This window comes from Rodentibacter caecimuris, assembly GCF_010587025.1.
GTDB classification, from domain to species: Bacteria; Pseudomonadota; Gammaproteobacteria; order Enterobacterales; family Pasteurellaceae; genus Rodentibacter; species Rodentibacter caecimuris.
This window is the reverse complement of sequence record NZ_CP040863.1, coordinates 1,928,969-1,948,411: the sequence shown is the minus strand read 5'-3', so window position 1 is coordinate 1,948,411 and position 19,443 is coordinate 1,928,969. Positions and strand designations below refer to the sequence as shown.

16 protein-coding genes are annotated in these 19,443 nt (G+C 40.0%); 5 read left to right on the top strand and 11 right to left on the bottom strand.

Annotation, left to right across the window (positions count from 1 at the left end; all coding sequences use genetic code 11):
• Nucleotides 1–42 precede the first annotated feature (42 nt).
• The 5 genes from napA (at nucleotide 43) to FEE42_RS09525 (ending at nucleotide 5,379) form a co-directional block, all read left to right on the top strand.
• The gene (gene napA / locus FEE42_RS09545) at nucleotides 43–2,526 is read left to right on the top strand and encodes a nitrate reductase catalytic subunit NapA (protein WP_059368212.1); all 2,484 of its coding nucleotides are present in this window, start codon (nucleotides 43–45) and stop codon (nucleotides 2,524–2,526) included.
• A 98-nt stretch (nucleotides 2,527–2,624) separates the two neighbouring features.
• Entirely contained in the window at nucleotides 2,625–3,431 is an 807-nt protein-coding gene (napG, locus tag FEE42_RS09540) for a ferredoxin-type protein NapG (protein ID WP_059368214.1), read from the top strand.
• The gene (gene napH, locus FEE42_RS09535; protein WP_164028355.1) at nucleotides 3,431–4,297 is read left to right on the top strand and encodes a quinol dehydrogenase ferredoxin subunit NapH; all 867 of its coding nucleotides are present in this window, start codon (nucleotides 3,431–3,433) and stop codon (nucleotides 4,295–4,297) included. The genes napG and napH overlap by 1 nt, the downstream gene beginning before the upstream one ends.
• 5 nt (nucleotides 4,298–4,302) lie before the next feature.
• Nucleotides 4,303–4,746, top strand: coding sequence for a nitrate reductase cytochrome c-type subunit (locus FEE42_RS09530; protein WP_077494376.1), 444 nt, complete (start codon nucleotides 4,303–4,305; stop codon nucleotides 4,744–4,746).
• 12 nt (nucleotides 4,747–4,758) lie between these two features.
• The gene (locus FEE42_RS09525) at nucleotides 4,759–5,379 is read left to right on the top strand and encodes a cytochrome c3 family protein (RefSeq protein WP_059368221.1); all 621 of its coding nucleotides are present in this window, start codon (nucleotides 4,759–4,761) and stop codon (nucleotides 5,377–5,379) included.
• A 131-nt stretch (nucleotides 5,380–5,510) separates the two neighbouring features.
• Here the strand turns inward: FEE42_RS09525 and FEE42_RS09520 are convergent, their stop codons facing one another.
• The 11 genes from FEE42_RS09520 to FEE42_RS09470 form a co-directional block, all read right to left on the bottom strand.
• Entirely contained in the window at nucleotides 5,511–7,064 is a 1,554-nt protein-coding gene (locus FEE42_RS09520) for a methyltransferase regulatory domain-containing protein (RefSeq protein ID WP_164028353.1), read from the bottom strand.
• A 219-nt stretch (nucleotides 7,065–7,283) separates the two neighbouring features.
• Nucleotides 7,284–8,270, bottom strand: a complete 987-nt coding sequence (locus tag FEE42_RS12890) for a hypothetical protein (protein WP_237184419.1) — start codon at nucleotides 8,268–8,270, stop codon at nucleotides 7,284–7,286.
• Between the two features lie 47 nt (nucleotides 8,271–8,317).
• Nucleotides 8,318–8,443 (bottom strand): hypothetical protein, encoded by a 126-nt coding sequence (locus FEE42_RS12955; RefSeq protein ID WP_257792957.1) that lies wholly within the window; start codon nucleotides 8,441–8,443, stop codon nucleotides 8,318–8,320.
• 3 nt (nucleotides 8,444–8,446) lie between these two features.
• The gene (locus tag FEE42_RS09505; protein WP_237184418.1) at nucleotides 8,447–8,854 is read right to left on the bottom strand and encodes a hypothetical protein; all 408 of its coding nucleotides are present in this window, start codon (nucleotides 8,852–8,854) and stop codon (nucleotides 8,447–8,449) included.
• Between the two features lie 44 nt (nucleotides 8,855–8,898).
• Nucleotides 8,899–10,080 (bottom strand): hypothetical protein, encoded by a 1,182-nt coding sequence (locus FEE42_RS09500; RefSeq protein WP_164028352.1) that lies wholly within the window; start codon nucleotides 10,078–10,080, stop codon nucleotides 8,899–8,901.
• 3 nt (nucleotides 10,081–10,083) lie between these two features.
• A complete protein-coding gene (locus FEE42_RS09495) occupies nucleotides 10,084–11,997 on the bottom strand; it encodes a hypothetical protein (RefSeq protein ID WP_237184417.1) in 1,914 nt (637 codons plus the stop codon).
• 282 nt (nucleotides 11,998–12,279) lie between these two features.
• Nucleotides 12,280–13,398, bottom strand: a complete 1,119-nt coding sequence (locus tag FEE42_RS09490; RefSeq protein ID WP_164027395.1) for a hypothetical protein — start codon at nucleotides 13,396–13,398, stop codon at nucleotides 12,280–12,282.
• A gap of 12 nt (nucleotides 13,399–13,410) precedes the next feature.
• Nucleotides 13,411–13,704: a hypothetical protein gene (locus FEE42_RS09485; protein ID WP_164028350.1), complete on the bottom strand. Its 294-nt coding sequence runs from the start codon at nucleotides 13,702–13,704 to the stop codon at nucleotides 13,411–13,413.
• A gap of 38 nt (nucleotides 13,705–13,742) precedes the next feature.
• Entirely contained in the window at nucleotides 13,743–14,882 is a 1,140-nt protein-coding gene (locus FEE42_RS09480) for a hypothetical protein (RefSeq protein WP_164027394.1), read from the bottom strand.
• 12 nt (nucleotides 14,883–14,894) lie between these two features.
• Entirely contained in the window at nucleotides 14,895–17,786 is a 2,892-nt protein-coding gene (locus FEE42_RS09475) for a toxin VasX (protein WP_164028348.1), read from the bottom strand.
• Nucleotides 17,776–19,194 (bottom strand): DUF4123 domain-containing protein, encoded by a 1,419-nt coding sequence (locus FEE42_RS09470; RefSeq protein WP_164028347.1) that lies wholly within the window; start codon nucleotides 19,192–19,194, stop codon nucleotides 17,776–17,778. The genes FEE42_RS09475 and FEE42_RS09470 overlap by 11 nt, the downstream gene beginning before the upstream one ends.
• Nucleotides 19,195–19,443 lie beyond the last annotated feature (249 nt).

Genomic DNA, 19,443 nt, shown 5'->3' with positions numbered 1-19,443 from the left:
AACTTAATTTTTAAAATCAACGTGTAATGTGGGAGAAACGCGATGAGCTTAAGTCGTCGAGACTTTATGAAAGCCAATGCAGCTATGGCAGCGGCAACGGCTGCGGGATTAACCATCCCTGTCAAAAATGTGGTTGCGGCAGAATCCGAAATTAAATGGGATAAAGCAGTATGCCGTTTTTGTGGTACCGGCTGTGCCGTATTGGTGGGTACGAAAGACGGACGTGTTGTTGCTTCACAAGGTGATCCGGATGCAGAAGTAAACCGCGGTTTAAACTGTATTAAAGGTTACTTCTTACCGAAAATTATGTACGGTAAAGATCGTGTTACGCAACCAATGTTGCGGATGACCAACGGAAAATACGACAAGAATGGGGATTTTACCCCTGTTTCTTGGGATATTGCCTTTAAAACCATGGCTGAAAAATTCAAAGAAGCCTTTAAGAAAAATGGTCAAAATGCAGTGGGAATGTTCAGCTCCGGTCAATCGACCATTTGGGAAGGCTATGCCAAAAACAAACTTTGGAAAGCCGGCTTCCGCTCTAATAACGTCGATCCGAATGCCCGTCACTGTATGGCATCTGCGGCTGTTGCATTTATGCGTACCTTCGGTATGGATGAACCAATGGGTTGCTATGATGATATTGAACGTGCCGATGCATTTGTACTTTGGGGTTCCAATATGGCAGAAATGCACCCGATCTTATGGTCTCGTATTACGGATCGCCGCATTTCGAATCCTGATGTGAAAGTTGCCGTACTCTCCACTTTTGAACATCGTAGTTTTGAGCTTGCCGATCACGGTTTGGTATTCACACCGCAAACCGATTTAGCCATTATGAACTACATCATTAACTATCTCATTCAAAATAATGCGATTAATTGGGATTTTGTTAATAAACATACTAAATTTAAACGTGGTGAAACCAATATCGGTTACGGTTTACGTCCTGAAAATCCGTTAGAGAAAGACACCAACCGTAAAACCGCAGGTAAAATGCACGATTCTTCATTTGAAGAATTAAAACAATTGGTATCGGAATACACCCTTGAAAAAGTGGCAGAAATGTCCGGTGTAGATAAAGCCCAACTTGAGAATCTGGCAAAACTTTATGCCGATCCAAATAAAAAAGTCGTGTCTTTTTGGACAATGGGCTTTAACCAACATACCCGCGGTGTTTGGGCAAACCATCTGATCTACAACATTCATTTGCTGACCGGTAAAATTTCAATCCCGGGCTGTGGTCCATTCTCTTTAACCGGTCAACCTTCCGCTTGCGGTACGGCTCGTGAAGTGGGTTCTTTCCCACACCGTTTACCTGCAGATTTAGTGGTAACCAATCCAAAACACCGTGAAACGGCAGAACGTATTTGGAAACTACCAAAAGGGACAATTTCCGAAAAAGTCGGTTTGGACACCATCGCCCAAGATCGTGCAATGCACGATGGTAAAATGAACGTATTATGGCAAATGTGTAACAACAATATGCAAGCAGGGCCAAATATCAATACGGATCGTTTGCCCGGTTGGCGTAAAGAAGGCAACTTCGTCGTTGTATCCGATCCTTATCCAACGGTTTCCGCTTTATCCGCCGACTTGATCCTTCCAACAGCAATGTGGGTGGAAAAAGAGGGGGCATACGGTAATGCAGAGCGCCGTACCCAATTCTGGCGTCAACAAGTGAAAGCGCCGGGAGAAGCAAAATCCGACTTGTGGCAATTAATGGAATTTGCCAAATACTTCACAACAGATGAAATGTGGACGGAAGAATTGCTGGCACAAATGCCGGAATATCGCGGAAAAACATTATATGACGTGCTATTCAAAAACGGACAAGTGGATAAATTCCCATTAAGTGAACTTGCCGAAGGGCAATTAAACGACGAATCGGAGCATTTTGGTTACTACGTACACAAAGGATTATTTGAAGAATACGCCGAATTTGGTCGAGGTCACGGTCATGATTTAGCACCGTTTGATATGTACCATAAAGCCCGTGGATTACGTTGGCCGGTAGTAGATGGAAAAGAAACCTTATGGCGTTATCGTGAGGGTTACGATCCTTATGTCAAAGAAGGTGAAGGCGTAGCGTTTTACGGCTATCCGGATAAAAAAGCGATTATCCTTGCCGTACCTTATGAGCCGCCGGCAGAATCTCCGGATGCGGAATATGACTTGTGGTTATCTACCGGACGTATTCTCGAACACTGGCACACCGGTACAATGACTCGCCGTGTACAAGAATTACACCGTTCATTCCCAAATAACTTAGTGTGGATGAACCCGTTAGACGCGGAAGCCCGAGGTTTACGTCATGGAGATAAGATCAAAATCTCATCACGCCGTGGCGAGATGATTTCTTATTTAGATACACGCGGACGTAACAAACCGCCTCGCGGTTTAGTTTATACCACGTTCTTTGATGCAGGCCAGCTTGCTAATGTATTAACACTTGATGCAACAGACCCGATTTCAAAAGAAACCGACTTCAAAAAATGTGCGGTAAAAGTGGAAAAGGCTGCGTAAAAACGACATAAAAACCAACCGCACTTGTCACTACAATAGGAAATGAAATATGACACATTCATTTCCTATTAAAAGTGCGATCAATATTTAAAGAGAAAATGAAAAAAACCACGCTAAATCCTGAACGCCGACGCTTTCTAAAAGAGACAACCCGAACAGCGGGTGGTCTTGTTGGCATAGGAATTTTGCTGGGGTTACAACAAAAGCAAAGCTTAGCCCGTGAAGGGGTAACGCTACGTCCACCGTTTGCCTTGCAGGACGCGAAAGCATTTTCTGCGGCTTGTATCCGTTGTGGGCAATGCGTACAGGCTTGCCCTTACGATATGTTGCATTTGGCATCGCTATTATCGCCGGTAGAAGCGGGGACACCATACTTCATTGCACGCAATAAACCCTGTGAAATGTGCCCCGATATTCCGTGCGCACACGCTTGTCCAAGCGGCGCGTTAGACCGCAATGCAACGGATATCAACGAATCCCGTATGGGATTATCCGTGCTATTGGACCACGAAACCTGCCTCAACTGGCAAGGTCTGCGTTGTGATGTATGCTATCGGGTTTGCCCATTAATCGACAAAGCGATTACGTTGGAAAAACAACATAATCCCCGTTCGGATAAACATGCTTTATTCATTCCGACAGTGCATTCCGATGCCTGCACCGGTTGTGGCAAATGCGAACAAGCCTGTGTGTTGGAAGAAGCGGCAATTAAGGTTCTACCGATGGAGCTTGCAAAAGGAATGTTGGGTAAACACTATCGCCTAAGTTGGGAAGAAAAGGAAAAAGCCGGTCATTCTCTTGCACCGCAAGATATCATTTCTTTACCAGCCCGCACACCGGAGGCTGCCGCAATACCTGAGCCGGCTGAACCTGTTTTGGCACCAATTTTAGAGGTCACCAAATAATGGCAGCGAATGCACCTAAACATGCCGGCAGAGAAGCCCGCCAAAAATGGGGCTGGTGGTATGCCAACCGCTTTTTATTTTGGCGACGTTTAAGCCAATTCAGCATTCTGGCAATGTTTTTAAGCGGTCCTTATTTAGGGGTATGGATCTTAAAAGGTAATTACAGCGGTAGCCTGCTGTTTGATACGATTCCTTTAAGTGATCCCTTAATTACCGCAGAAAGCCTTGCGGCAGGCCATTTACCCGATGTCCTGACACTAATCGGCGCGGCAATTATTGTACTTTGCTACGCAGTACTGGGGAGTAAAGTTTTTTGTGGTTGGGTTTGTCCGCTAAATGTCGTGACGGATGCCGCAGCATGGCTACGCCGTAAACTCGGTATTCGCCAAACGGCAAAACTCTCACGCGGGCTACGCTACGGTATTTTGGCGATGATTTTAGTCGGTAGTGCAGCAAGCGGAATGCTATTGTGGGAATGGATTAATCCCGTCGCGGCATTAGGACGCGCTTTTGTCTTTGGGCTTGGCGCGACAACTTGGTTAATTGTCGTCATTTTTCTTTTTGATTTGTTGATTGTCGAACACGGTTGGTGCGGACATTTATGCCCAATCGGGGCGGCTTACGGTATTATTGGTGCCAAAAGTATTCTCCGCATTAAAGTCGTTGATCGCAGCAAATGTGACAATTGTATGGATTGCTATAATGTCTGTCCGGAAGCACAAGTATTACGTTCACCTTTACACGGAAAAAAAGACGATAGCCTACTTGTGCTTTCTAAAGATTGCATCAGCTGCGGACGTTGTATTGATGTTTGCGCTGAAAAAGTTTTTAAATTTTCAACTCGATTCAATCATTCAGGGGAGTGATTAATATGACCAATCAGGTATCTAAAATTTTAGTGGGATTAATGACCGCACTTTTTGCCGGTTATTTAATGGCAAATGACGTTAAATCTATAGGTAAAGATTTAACCCAATCGCCGGAAAATATTGCACCGGCATTTCACACTGCGCCACGTAACAGTGACTTACCGGCATTAAATTATGTGAACCAACCCCCAATGGTGCCGCATAGTGTGGCTAATTATCAAGTGACAAAAAATGTGAATCAATGCTTAAACTGTCATAGCCCTGAAAATTCACGTTTAAGCGGCGCAACCCGAATCAGCCCGACACACTTTATGGATCGTGACGGAAACATTGGTTCCAGCTCATCGCCACGCCGTTATTTTTGCTTACAATGCCATGTTTCTCAATCAAATGTCGATCCTATCGTACCAAATGATTTCAAACCGATGAAAGGTTACGGTAACTAAGAAGGAAGGATTATGTCAGAGAAAAAACCAAATTTCATCGTTCGCTTTTGGCATTGGTTTCGTAAACCGAGCCGTCTTGCGGTGGGAACAATCATTAGCCTAGCCTTTATTGGCGGCATTTTATCTTGGGTAGGATTCAATTACGGTTTAGAGAAAACGAATACCGAACAATTCTGCGCAAGTTGCCATATGAATGATGCCTATCCAGAATATCTCCACAGCGTGCATTACCAAACCCGTACCGGTGTGGGCGCAAGTTGTCCGGATTGTCACGTACCACACGAGTTCGGGCCTAAGATGAAACGTAAAATCATTGCGGCAAAAGAAGTTTATGCCCATTACACCGGCAAAGTGGATACCTTGGAGAAATTTAATCAACATCGTTTAGCAATGGCTGAAAACGAATGGGCACGAATGAAAGCCAACGATTCCCAAGAATGCCGTAATTGCCATAATGTGGATCGAATGAATTTCAATGAACAACGCCCTGTTGCTGCGAAAATGCACGAGAAAATCAAAATCGAGGGAAAAACCTGTATTGACTGTCATAAAGGTATTGCCCACCGCTTACCGGATATGAGCAATGTAGAATCTGGGTTTAAAAAAGAAACATCGGATAAAGCAGAAAAGTAATCAAATTTTGACCGCACTTTATTTCCATAAAATGTTTCTATATTAGAAATATATTTAAAGCCCGATACTTTCAACAAGATCGGGCTTTATTTCATCGTTAATAAAAAATATTAAGCTATTAATGGCGGTTTTTAGTTAGTTGAAATAATCCCTAAACATTTTAACTGTGGCAGTTGATTTTCTACAAATCCGTTGTAGATTCTTTCCATTCTGGCTTTTCCTTCCTCATCCTTTTCCAAGGTTTTCCCATCTTCTGCCATAAACAAATCGTTTTCCTTTAATAAACACCAAGCGAAATCCAATTGTTCTTTCTTCGTAAGCCCCTCAATATGGGCAAGTAAAAACCAACGCTGTACCATATCAATGTTGTATGCTCCACCAGTAATTGGACTGGCAAGATAGTTAATACTGAATTGTGAAGAACGGGATTGCTCCAGTACGTAGCGATTAAAGGCTTCACAATGTGGACGCGCTTGCTCAATGGCGTCTTCTGATTGCACTATAACCAAATTATTTTTACCGGCAAGGATAGCTAAAACCGTAAAAATATCCATTTCATTAAAACGACCTTTTAGTGCTTCCACAATATCTTTAACCAAGTGGATTTTATGATCATGCAGAATATCCAGTATGGGACTAAATAAATCCACATTCAAATCAACAGTCAAATGGCTTGAGGCTTTCATTTCAATTTGATTACGGGAAGTGAGTAGCAACACACGCAATTTTTTCCATGCTTCTCTTTGTTCATAGCTATTTAATCGACGTGCGCCTTTTACCCAAAAATCCTTACGGAACTGTTTATTTAAGATAAAGTCTTTAACCGTTTGAGCAAATGATGGATCACTAAAGCCAGCCATAAGCTCTCGTTGTTCTTGGTTATAGAGGGTTTCGTTAAAATCGTCTAAATAATTACTGGAACAAGCGAAAGTCAATTTAGCGGATTCCAACCATTTTTGCATATCGGCAAAATACATCGGTTGCCAGTCTTTATTCAGATATTCGTGGGCTACATAATGTGGATCATGATTTTTAAGTCGTTCTACTCGAGAAAGTAATTCCGGTGATTTTTGTGTTAGATTGGAGCTTTGAGCAAATACTTTACTCACAAATTCTATACTATCCTTAATATTTTGTTGGCGACTATTGGAATGAGCGGTCATTGTATTGTGATGTTGAAGTAATAAATGACGTACCGGCGACGGCGCAGACCAGCCCGGTAAGGTGTTATAACTGATATATAAAATGCCCCAGACTTTGAGTTTACGGCGAATAAAATCCACAACAATAGCACGATTTTCATCAGAAATCCAAGACCAGATACCATGCAAACCGATAAAATCAAATTCCGGTAAATCATCACGTTTACAAAATTCATTAAAGCCTTGATCAGCAATTAACACACCGTTATTCGCCACATCAGAAAGATAACGGGCAAAATTAGCTTGGGACGGATTAAAATCCGTTGCATACCATTTCGCATGGCCGGCTGTCGCATGCACATTAACCGATATCCCCTGCCCAAATCCAAGCTCACAAGCGTTATATTGAGAGCTTGAAATTGATTCCGGTAACGCAATCCCTGCCATTAAAAACGGAATAATGGCATTATTAGGATTAAGTTCCGAATAATAGCCAAAAGTATAGTTTATATCACTAACATAACCTTCCGACCAACTAGACATACAAAATTCTCCTCATGAATTTAATATTGTTAAATAATTTTTATAAATATAGAACGGGTTTACTTTAGTAATACATTAATAAAGCCTGCGCACTATAACTTATTTCCAACTTATTTTTAACACATCGTTATTAAAATTAGGTGAATTTTTATATTTCTTTCCAGCCGGAACATTAAAAAAGTGCGGTCATTTTTAACCGCACTTTTAAGTGAAATATCACTATTTCTTATTCTTTAGTTTCCGACTTTTCCATTTGCCCGGTGGTTTAGGAAACTGTTCGACATCTCCTGCCTCATTCCCCCAAGCAATATCAAATCGATTACGGTGCAATGAACGAATCGGGTAGGCATATAAATTCGGACAAGGCATCACGCCATAACCCGCTTGAATATTTTCCTCCACCGAAATAATCTTCATGTTCTTGAATTTCCATTGTAATTCCAAACTTTCTTCATAACTTCCCATTTCAAATGAAGGAAGTGCCTTGATATGCAGAGCTTGTTCGGCAAAATAGTGTTCAATCTCTTTTTCTAATATTTCATCTTTCGGCAACCTACGGCAATATAACCCACCGTCAATCCAACCGAATAAAATCTTTTCGAGATATTCACAAATACTCGGGCGGGTCTCCAACGCTTTCATCATACTTGCAATACGCTCCGGTGGCGTATCGGGATTCATAAATTCCACTAAAAACCGTTTAAGCACTGCGCCTTTACTGCGTTGATACATACCCGGGAACATCATAAAAATCATGGGTAGCCACATGGTATAGTCTGAAACAACTATCTGAGAGCCCCTAATTGCATTAGCAAAGTATTTTGCTTGTTGATATGGGTGTACCCAAAAACTAACCATTCCCCCCATAAAAGCAAAATATTCCGGAAATGGGCGCATAAGTTTATTCACTTCCGTTAAATAAAACTTGTTATTAATGTAAGTATAAATAATACCTCGCTTGCGATCAAAACGTACCCGGCGTTTGGTCGGACGAAGGAAACAGAGCAAAACAAGAACATATTTACCAATAGTAAAATAGCCCCACCACTGTTCCTCTTTTCGAGTTTTATCAGCTTCAAATATATATACTTCTTTTGGTTCCCCCCAACGAGTAACATTAGGATCGGAAATTGATACGACTTTAGAATATTCCCTTTCAAACCACACTGTTGGTTGAAATGCAGCATAAATCTGAGTTTTTGTCATTTCTTGGTAACGAGGATCAAGAAAATCATAATAAACCCAACCAATCATTAAAGCGATAAAAAAGACCTTAACAAATCCCCATTTTTTTCCTTTATTTCAATGGTATTTTCATCGGTTTTTCTAAACCAACGGCGCATTAGGCGCTGCTCTTTCTTTGTTAATTCATTTTGCATTACTTACTCCGAATAACCTTCATCTAGTGCTTTTTCCATCACAGCCTGTGCTTGTTGTTGGATTTCCTTCGTTTTATTTTGGAACTCCTCGCTGAAATAGACCTCCTCAAAGGTGCCACCTTCCTTATCCGTAAACTCCGCAGTAATACGCACCTCTTTGATATGAATATTATTTTCGGCAAGATAAAATGTAACCTCCCCGGAAGATCCCGCATAAAACCGTTTAATCGGGCGTGCTTGAGCGGAACCCCATTCATACAGGTTAATCACTAGATTATGAGTAGTCGGCTCGGTGCCTCTAAATTCGGCACAGCTAATACGGTAATAACCTTGGCTAATTTTGCTGTTCCTTGTGAAAACAAAAGTGCGGTCATTTTTCTTGGTATTTCTTACTCTTAAAAAAACACTCAAAATTTTAACCGCACTTTTACCAAGAGTTAATTTAGATAGGATAACTATTTCTTATTCCTGTACTTGAGTTTCTGAGTTTTCCATTTATTTGGTTTGGGTGGTTTAGCACAAGGCTCTACATCTCTTGCCTCATTTCCCCAAGCAATATCGAATCGGTTATAGTGTAATGAACGTACCGGATATTCATATAAATTAGGGCAGGGCATCACGCCATAACCCGCTTGAATATTTTCCTCCACCGAGATAATCTTCATATTTTTAAATTTCCACTTTAATCTCATCCCTTCTTCATAAGTGCCCATCTCAAACGAAGGAAGTGCCGTGATATGAGGGGCTTGTTCGGCAAAGTATTTTTCAATTTCTTTTTCCAACACTTCATCTTTCGGTAATTTACGGCAGTATAAGCCACCGTCTATCCAACCGAATAATATCCTTTCCAGATATTCAAAAATACTCGGACGGGTTTCCAGTGCTTTCATCATACTTGCAATCCGTTCCGGTGGCGTATGAGGGTTCATAAACTCCACTAAAAAACGTTTAAGCAAAGCGCCTTTACTATGTTGGTACATTCTTGGGGAGAGCATAAAAATCATAAAAATCATCGGTAACCACATGGTGCGGTCTGACACAATCATTTGTGAGCCGCCTCTAAAATTAGCAAAGTGTTTTGCTTGTTGATATGGGTGTACCCAAAAAAATAATGCACCACCTACAAATGCAAAATATTCGGGTAATGGACGCATTAATTTATTAACTTCGGTTAAATAAAATTTGTTATTCACATAGGTGTAAATAATGCCTCGTTTGCGGTCAAAACGGACTCTACGTTTGGTTGGCCAGAGGCAGTAGATGAGAAAGAGAATATATTTGCCAACAGTGATGTACCCCCACCATCTTTCTTCTTTACGGGTTTCATCAGCCTCAAGTATATATACCTCTTTAGGTTCTCCCCAGCGAGTAACATTAGGGTTTGAAATAGAGACCACTTTAGAATATTCTCTTTCAGACCACACCTCGGGTAGGAATGCTGCATAAATATGAGTTTTGGTCATATTTGTGTAGCGAGGATCAATAAAATTGTAATAAATAGCAGTTATTGCCAATATAATTAAGACAATTTTTACAGCCGCCCAGCGTTTTTCTTTCAATTCAATGGTATTTTCATCAGTTTTTCTAAACCAGCGGCGCATTAGGCGCTGCTCTTTTTTTGTTAACTCGTTTTGCATCATTTACTCCGAATAACCTTCTTCTATTGCTTTTTCCATCACAGCCTGTGCTTGTTGTTGGATTTCCTTCGTTTTATTTTGAAACTCCTCGCTGAAATAGACATCCTCAAAGGTGCCGCCTTCCTTATCGGTAAACTCTGCAACAATACGCACTTCTTTGATATGAATATTATTTTCGGCAAGGTGGAATCTGACTTCACCGGCAGCGCCTGCATAAAACCGTTTAATCGGCAGTGCCTGAGCGGATCCCCATTGATACAGGTTAATCACCAAATTATGTGTAGTTGGCTCAGTGCGTCTAAATTCGGCACAGCTAATACGATAATAATCTTGACTGATTTTGCTGATTTTTAATCCCGATTGAATCTCATATTCATAGAGTTCTTTTTCAAAACCTTGGATGATTAAAATATAATCTTCAACCTGTTCATTTATTGGTAATACAATACTTGAAACCGCATCTACCTGACCGTGAGCCACTAACTCCAATCGTTCAAGATATTGTTTGGCGATTTCAGCGATGTTTTCGTTGGCTAAGACTTCTGCTCGTTTAATTTGAGTGTCAATACTTTTTCTGGGTTCATCATTCCAGTAAAAATAACGCTTTTTACCCCAGAACCCTTTTTTCACCCATGTTTCTAATGGAGTTGAACCCCAAAGGAATATTGAAGCCGTAGCTACCAACAAAATAATCCAACCAACAGGACCAAAAGAAGAGAAAACGGGAATCATACCTACCAAGATCATTGCACCGGAAAGTATGATCGCACCGTTCGCTACTATTGATACTTTATCTTCATTCACAATAGCTTCTTGTAACCCACCCCAAGCAATCACCATAGTCAGCACGCCGCCAACCACCGCAGCGCCTGTATAAGCCAGTGCCCGCAGACCAACCAATATTGAGCGAGTTGAAGCGCCGGCAATATTTCTTAACACGCCCATTCCCGCCCCCGGCTTGCCGATTAATTTCAAAGCATACGCCGTATCCGCCGTTCCCACCGAAATATCCAGTATCGCCGTAGTTTTGACTACCACCGGGTCTAACGCCAGTCTGCCCGCTGCCGTGCGTGCCAATTTTCTCGGTATGGTTAAATCATTATTTAATGATAGTATCCCCGCATAAATCGCCAATACACCGCTAAAACCATAATAGCGTTCGCTAAACTGTATGCGGGTTTCCAAATCCTGAATTTCACCGAGAGTGATTTGCCGATAATTGATTAAGTCTTGTTTGATTTGGCGGAGTTCTTTTTTAATGGCTTTCTTACCGCCATTGCCTCGGCGGTTATCATACTGCCGTGAACGCTCTTCTTTCATCAGCCTGTCTATCTGCTTATCCGCCACTTCGGCAAAGAAATAATCGACATTTTTGATTAATTTTTTCTCATCCCAACCATAAATCGCCATTACCTTATCAAACTGTATTTTTCTTAATGCCGCTAAATTCGCCACCGTACGTCCGCTGTTCAAATACACATGCTCCATACCTTGAAAATAGCCTTTTAATATATGATGGCGTTGCTGAGGAGGAAGTATTTTCATCGCCAGCCCATACACGGCATCAGTCACTTTTTTACTGTGTTCTTTCAGCCAACCTATTGTGGTTGGGGCATTATTGGTTGGTGCCGCTTTATCATCACTAAACAAATTTTCTAATAACTCAACACCGTCAGAGGTGCATTCTAAGCCATAGGTTAAATCCGACAGTAAACGGTAAAACACATAAAAACCACGGTCGATACCGTTTTCTAGCGGAGCATAACCAATAATATCGTCAGAAATATTGAAAAATTCTTTAAACGAAGCTCGTTGTGCCAGTTGTATCACTTGCTTCACCAATCCGCCTGCCGGTTTTTCATAACGTTCAAAGGGTTCTTTTAACAGTGCCGTCATTTTGCTGTTAAATTCACTCACCAGCCCATCCCGCACGCCTTTTTGTTCGATTACCCGCTCTTTTTCCTTAAACGGATAGTCTTTTCCTTTGATATCATAGCCAATTTTCGGGTCAATAATATTGCCGATAGTTATCGGATAGGCATAACGGGCGTAGTAGGCTTTTTGTTTTTCCGTAAAATCAATGATGAGTTTTTGTAATTCATTTAGTTAGCTATTGAAAAGGAAAGTGCGGTCATTTTTCTCAGTGTTTTTAGTTCTCATTATAAAATACCTGAATAATCGACCGCACTTTTATAAACTTTAAAGCTCTTTTCCCTTCACATTTCCTAACTCTTCATCAAACACATATTCTGACTTATGCATCGAAACTTCAGGATATTCAAATAAATTTGGACATGGCACTTTAATAAAACCCGCTTTCCGATTTTCATCTTGACTGATGATTTTAAATAATGGCGCCCCTTTAAATTTACTGATTTCCGTTGGATAATGCTGTCTACAGGAAGGTAGTGCTCTGATTTTAGGGGCGTCGTTTTTAAAATATTGTGCGATTAATCCCTCTAACTTCTCTTTCTCCGGAAGTCTGCGTGTATATAGTCCTTCATCTATCCAACCGAATAAGAATGAACACAATCGTTCTATAAATCCTTTCTTAGTTTCTAATGCGTTCATCATTGCCGAAATTCGCTCTGATGAGGTATTTGGATTCATAAAATCAACCAAATATTTTTTTAAATATCTGGCTCGATTTTTTCGATGAATATTTATGCAAAAACCACCAAATATGGCAGGGAGATACATTGAATAATCCATAAAAAGTATTCTTGAATGTCTTGCAAGACTGCTAAATCGTACTTTATTACTATAGGGATGAATCCAAAATAAGAATGAATTTGAACTAATAAAATATTCAGGCAATGGACGCATTAATTTATTAATTTCCGTGAGATAAAGCCTTCTGTTGGTATAGGTATAAATAATTCCCCGCTTTCGATCAAAACGCACCCGCTTTCCGGATGGGAAAAGGATAATAGCAAGTACAACAACATACCAAGCCAGACTTAAATAACCATCCCAAACACGATGTTTATGTCGCTCCCACATCCTTTTCATAAAATCTTCTTTTGTATCTCCATACATTGTCATATTGGAGTCTGTGTCAGATACAATCTGATTATATTCTTTTTTAAATCTAGTCTCAGGTTGAAAAGAGAATCGTATTTCCTCCCGAAATCTCTCACTCGAGTCTGGTTTAATGAGATCGTAGTATAGTGGGAGAAGTAATGCTAACGCAATCAACATAAGATTAAATGCACCTTTCCACTTTATTTTTAGCTCAATAGTATCTTCATCTATTTTGGTAAACCAACGGCGTAATTCACGCTGTTCTTTTTTTGATAAGTCATTTGTGGTTAACATATTATTACATCCTTAGTTCATCATCATCATATGCAAAATATACTCATCACTCGTGTAGCTTGCGGTAAATTCTGTTCCGTCTTTATCGGTAAAAGTGACTTCTAGCTTAACATTTGCTTGTCTGATACCATTTTCAGCTAAGGAGAAAACTAATTCTCGATTCGAGGTCAACTCAATATTCTCTATTTTCCGAGATTTAGCATAAGGAAGATAACAAACAATCTTCAGATTAGTTAAATTCGGCGTTATTCGCCCAAGCAATACTATTAAAAGTGCGGTCATTCTCTCTGTGTTTTTTGCTTCCACAAAATACCTACAAAATAAACCGCACTTTTATAAATAATTTAAACTTCTTTACCTTTTACATTTCCCCATTCCGGATCCGGCATATTAGTCGGTCTATGCATAGAAACTTTTGGATATTCATACAAATCAGGACAAGGCACCTTAATAACCCCCTCTTTGCGATTTTGTTCTTGGTTTACGATTACTAGAAAGGGGGCGCCCCAAAACTTATGGACTTCATTCTCATATGCCATTCGATAAGATGGTAATACTCGTATTTGAGGGGCGTTTTCTTTAAAGTAGCCTGTTATCATATTTTCCAGCCGTTCTTGTTTGGGTAAATTTCTCGTGTATAACCCTTCATCAATCCAACCAAATAAAAATGAATAGAGGTGCTCCTTTAATCCTTTTGGTGCTTCTAATGTATTGACTATTTGGGATAATCGTTGAGGTGCAATATTCGGATTCATAAAATCTACGAGACTTTTCTTCAGTATTGGTGCTCTACTTTTCTTATAGGCATTTGGTATTAAAAATACTCTGCTCCCTAGCTCAAACAAATACATAGAATAATCCGACACAAACACCATTGAACCCAAGGGGAAATGTTTAAGAAATGGTGTGGTATTTTTAAATGGCGGTAACCAAAAAACGATCCCCCCTCCAGTATTAATAAAGCATTCAGGTAATGGCCTTGCTAATTTGTTTACTTCCATTAAATAAAATTTTTTATTTATATATGTATAAATAATTCCACGTTTTCTATCAAAACGCACTCTACGTTTTGTTGGCCAAAATATAATACCGAGCAAAATCACATACCAAGCGAGATTAAGATATCCATCCCATTTATTCCAGCCCAGTCCTTCTCTCCATTGCCATAAGTTATTTATATACTCTTCTTTAGTTTCATTCCAGATAGTCATATTTGGATTATTTTTAGATACAACATTACGATACTGTTGTTCAAAATATACATTTGGATTAAATGAAATATGAATCTCATTCCAGAATAGCTCGCTAGAGCTTGGTTTAATAAAGTCATAATAAAGAGATGGAATTAATGCCAAGATAATTAACACTACATTGATAATTCCTTTACCTTTTATCTTTAACTCAATGGTATCTTCATCTATTTTTGTAAACCAACGCCGTAATTCTCGTTGCTCTTTTTTTGATAAGTCATTTGTAGTTAGCATATTATTACGTCCTTAGTTCATCATCGTATGTAAAATATAATCATCGCTAGTATAGTCTGCCGAAAACTCTGTTCCGTCTTTATCCGTAAAAGTGACTTCCAGTTTAATATTTTCTTGTCTGATACCATTTTCAGCTAAGGAGAAAACTAATTCTCGATTTGGGGTCAATTCAATATTCTCTATTTTCCGAGATTTAGCATAAGGAAGATAACAAACAATCTCCAGATTAGTTAAATTCGGTATTGTTCGCCAAAACTCTGCACAGGTCACTTTAAAGCGATCTTTGTTATTCTTTGACATTTGAGTAATTTGCAAACCAAATTGAATAAAATAACCATAGACTTCATCCTCAAAACCTTTAGCAACAAGAGAATAGTCTTCATTTGTATGATAAGCACTTACTTTTTCTAATAATTTTGCTTTGTTAATTTGTTCTTCAAGATTATTTCTTGGCTGATTTTTCCAGTAATAATAATTAGGTGTTTTTCCCCAAAAACCATTTTTAGCCCAACTCACTAGAGAGCTATCGCCAAAGAATGTTACGAGTGTTCCACCAATTAATGCAAGCGCAGCAATTACCCAACCAACATATGGAATCTTTGACAAACCAAACGCAATTGCAACTACACCACTAATAGAACTATAGAATAAAAGACGATAACCCCATACGGAAACGTCATCATTATTGGCCTTAGCTTCCTCGATACCGCCCCAAGCCACAACCGCAGTTAATGCGCCTCCAAGAATCCCTAAGGCTGCATAACCAAACTTTAACGGTTGACCTTTAATCGTTTGCCATATACTTCCGGGACGGTTTTTAAATGTAAAGCCCGTTGGATCACGCATTAATCCTGCCGAATGCGATAAATTCATTGTCGCCACAGCCGTGTCCATGATCGCCGCACTTTTTACTAATGCCGGATTTGTTGTCCATTTTCCAGCATTAGTTTTTATTGATTTACGTTTTAGCGCCAAATCTTCATTTAACGAAATAAAACCACTAAACAGGGCAATGAAGTTTAGTGTCCCGGCATAACTACGACTAAACATGAAATCGAAATTCGCTTTCGCTTGGGAAATCGAAGTCGGTTCATGCTCAAATAAGCCTGATAATTGTTTATCTAAGAACCACAAAAAGGTTTTTCTGTGTGTTGCAGAAAAATCAATATGTTGATTCGGTTTACCGTTTGCTTTATTGGCTGCACGTTCATTCTTTGATAATTGGGATAATTGTTTTTTATTCTCTTGTAATAGGATTTTATGCAGTTTTTCAAATGCAGCTTTACTTTTTTCTGCATTTCCCCAAACATCGGATATACCTAAAATACTAAAGATCTGTTTTGCAGTAGTAGTCTTATACAATGCTGCCGATTGTCCAAATACATTTAATCCCGTTTCAAGAAAATCATTAAGTCCTTTGTAAATTCGTTTTGCTACTATCCATTTCTCATTGAGCGCAAAACCGATATTTGCTCCCTGCATCACAATAGGTTGGATAGTTTCCACACCTTTTGAAAGTGATTGTTTTGCCCAATCTAAAAACGGTGAAGGGGTATTATGTTTCATGGGTGCGCCAAATAAATAGCTCAAATAATCAATGCCATTTGGCGCACTTGATGTGCCGAAAGTAATATCTTTTAATTGTTTAAAAAAGCAATAAGCAGTTCGAGACACACCTTCCATATCTTTACAATCTGTTATTGCTTGCAATATCCCTTTCAAAAATTCCTGAAAGGAGTTTCGTGAACCTAAGCACCAAATCTGATCAACCAGTTTTTCCATCGGTTTTTCATAACGCTCAAACGGCTCTCTCAGTAATTCAGTAAGTTTTGCTTTAAATTGCGGATGTAGTACTTTTTCTACTCCGCGTTGTGCAATGGCACGCTCACTTTCCTTCAAAGGAAATTTTTCCCCTCTTATATCGTAGGCAATTTTAGGATCAATGATGTTACCGATGGTTATCGGATAAAGATATTTAGCGTGATAATTCGCTTGTTCTTGGGCTAAATCCAACACAATTTTTTGTAGCTCATGCATTTCACCGACAACATCCTGCAACGCCACCATCAATCCCGTTTCTTGATAATCAGGTAAACCGGCTACAGAGGTGGGGATAGCAGCATAGTTGAGTTTTGTGTACCAACTTTGTGTTTGCTCGGATAAATCATTTGAGTTTTTAGGCGGTTGATATTCCAATACATGTATGTTGAGGTCTTTTAACGGCGCCGAATGTTTTTCCGGCGTGTTAATATTGACCGTTGTCATGACTATCTGTCTTAATTTATCGTCTTTTTCAAAGCGTTCAATGATCTCTGACGACCACATATACTCACTATAAGCAATATCGACAATATCAACGTCTTTATCGACAAATGCGGTATTGAAACTTTTGAGGTGAGAAACACAAGGGTAGTTTTTTGTGTCAATTTGACCAAGGGTCCAGTCGCCGTTAGCACCTTGTTCGCCCCATTTGCAAAGTAAAAAGCATGTGTTTAATCCGGCATTTTGACCGGTACTCAATTGGTCAAATTCGCTTGCGCTATTGGTGTCATCATTGTTGGTCACATAGCGAAATACCAGCCATTTTCCTTTATCATCGGTAGAAAATAAACGGTGTTTGGTATGGGCATAGATATAGACAAAACCTTGGCGGAGTTTCATCAGTGAGTGTTCCTCTGATTGCCCGATACCGGCAGGTGCGATCTCAGATAAGTTTTTTATATTTCCCGCTCTTGCCTGCGCTAAATAATCGATACTTAATCCATAGCGCACTGGATAAAGGGGAATAATCGGTAATTCACATTTGCTGTGTCCGTCTGACAATTCCTGAGCGGCTTGATTAATTTTAGCAACATCAAGTTTCATTTTAGGTTTGGTTTGTTTGGTCTGCGTGCTATCTTTCATCTTCATTTTCTTTCTCAATTAGATTATTCATTAGCGTTTCAAGTAAATTTGTTGTTGAAAACTGTGTTTTTTGCCATAGCTGTTCAAGCAGGCTGAAATAGTTCAATCCATTATTTTCGGCAATTACACGACCGACTAAATAAAACCAGTATTCACGTTGGGATTGCGCTATGTTACGTGATTTGGCATTTTCTAACCATTTGTCAATAATATCTAAATCAATTTCGTCAAAATAGTCTGACACCATATTTTTTAACGTCGATTTTGTATTGAGCCACTTACTGCGTTCAAAAGCGTTCCGTTCCACCTCTCCCAACTCAATTTTAGCAGGCTGGGTATTTTCCGGTAACGGGTTTAAGCTAAAGCAAATAAATTCCTGCTCTACACGTACTCCAAACGCTTCAATAATAGGGTCTTGCGTTTCTTGTGGTTGAACCGCTTGTTGTGCCTGTCGGGTATTTGACTTCACCCCAAACAATGCCGCGAGTTGAGCCGGGTAGTGGGTCAGTTGCGGCAGATAGCGATTGAGCACGAGCGGGTCGTAGAAGCGGAAAAAATACCACTTTTCAGAGCTGGGGTCATAAAGGTGGGTCCATTTTCGCAGGTGACGATAAACCTCATCAAAGGATTGACGGCTTTTAATAAAAATTACCGGGTTAATCGCCCAATGGCTGAATACTTTGCTGTCGGCTTTTCTAAACAGACGTTGTAAAAACGCGACGGTTTCTTCTTGGTATGGGTCAAATTCCAATAGGTAAGGGGCTTGCTCTTCTAAGGCTTGCCCGATATTACCGGTATAAAGATTTGCCATACGACCGGCGCTTTCTAGGCGGTAAGGAAAACTGACGGCTTTGGCACAATCAACCACGGCATAAAAGTGCGGTGGATTTTGGCTGTGCTTTTCCGGTTCCGCTTCTTTTGCTTTTTCTCTTTGTTTTTTATGTGTGGCTTGATTTAAGATTTGATGGTATTCCCCCAGCCCTTCAAAATCCGCAAAGAAAAGCGACCGCACTTCGTCGGGCAGAACCGCAGGGGCAATAAACTCGGTAAAGGGGGAAAATCGGACGGACTGTCGGTTAAGAAAGGTGTCAAGGTGTTGTTTGGTTTGTCTCGCTTCATCGGTATATAAACAAAACAACGGCGAGTTATTGGACACTTGTTGCGCCGCCCGCCAAAGTGCTGCCTCAAAGCCGTGTCGAGAGAGCCATGTTTGAATGGGAAGCGGTGCCAGTTGTGCTTGCCAGATAAGTTGATGTTGGTTGAGATAATGCTCAACCTGCTGAAAGTAGTTTTCCGTATCTTCAGCCAAACAAAGTAAATAAGCGGTCTGTGTGATATGGGGTGTGACTTGATGGCTTAAATGATAATGGGTGAGCCAAATTTGTCCGGTCGGTTGTTGTGTGGACATAGTGTTATCTCCTATCGCCCTGTAATAGACCAAAAGTGCGGTTGTTTTTTCAAATTAATCATTCTAATCTTTCTTCGATTATCCGACAACAAAAACGGGCTGAAAAACAACCGCACTTTGGTTCTTTTGCAATATGATACCGCAGTGTCTCCGATAATAATCATTTCAATCGCTTATTAAATAGGGCGTACACAAGTACGCCCTACATTTAGTATCAATTTTTTATTTTATGCGTTTGCTACATAATTC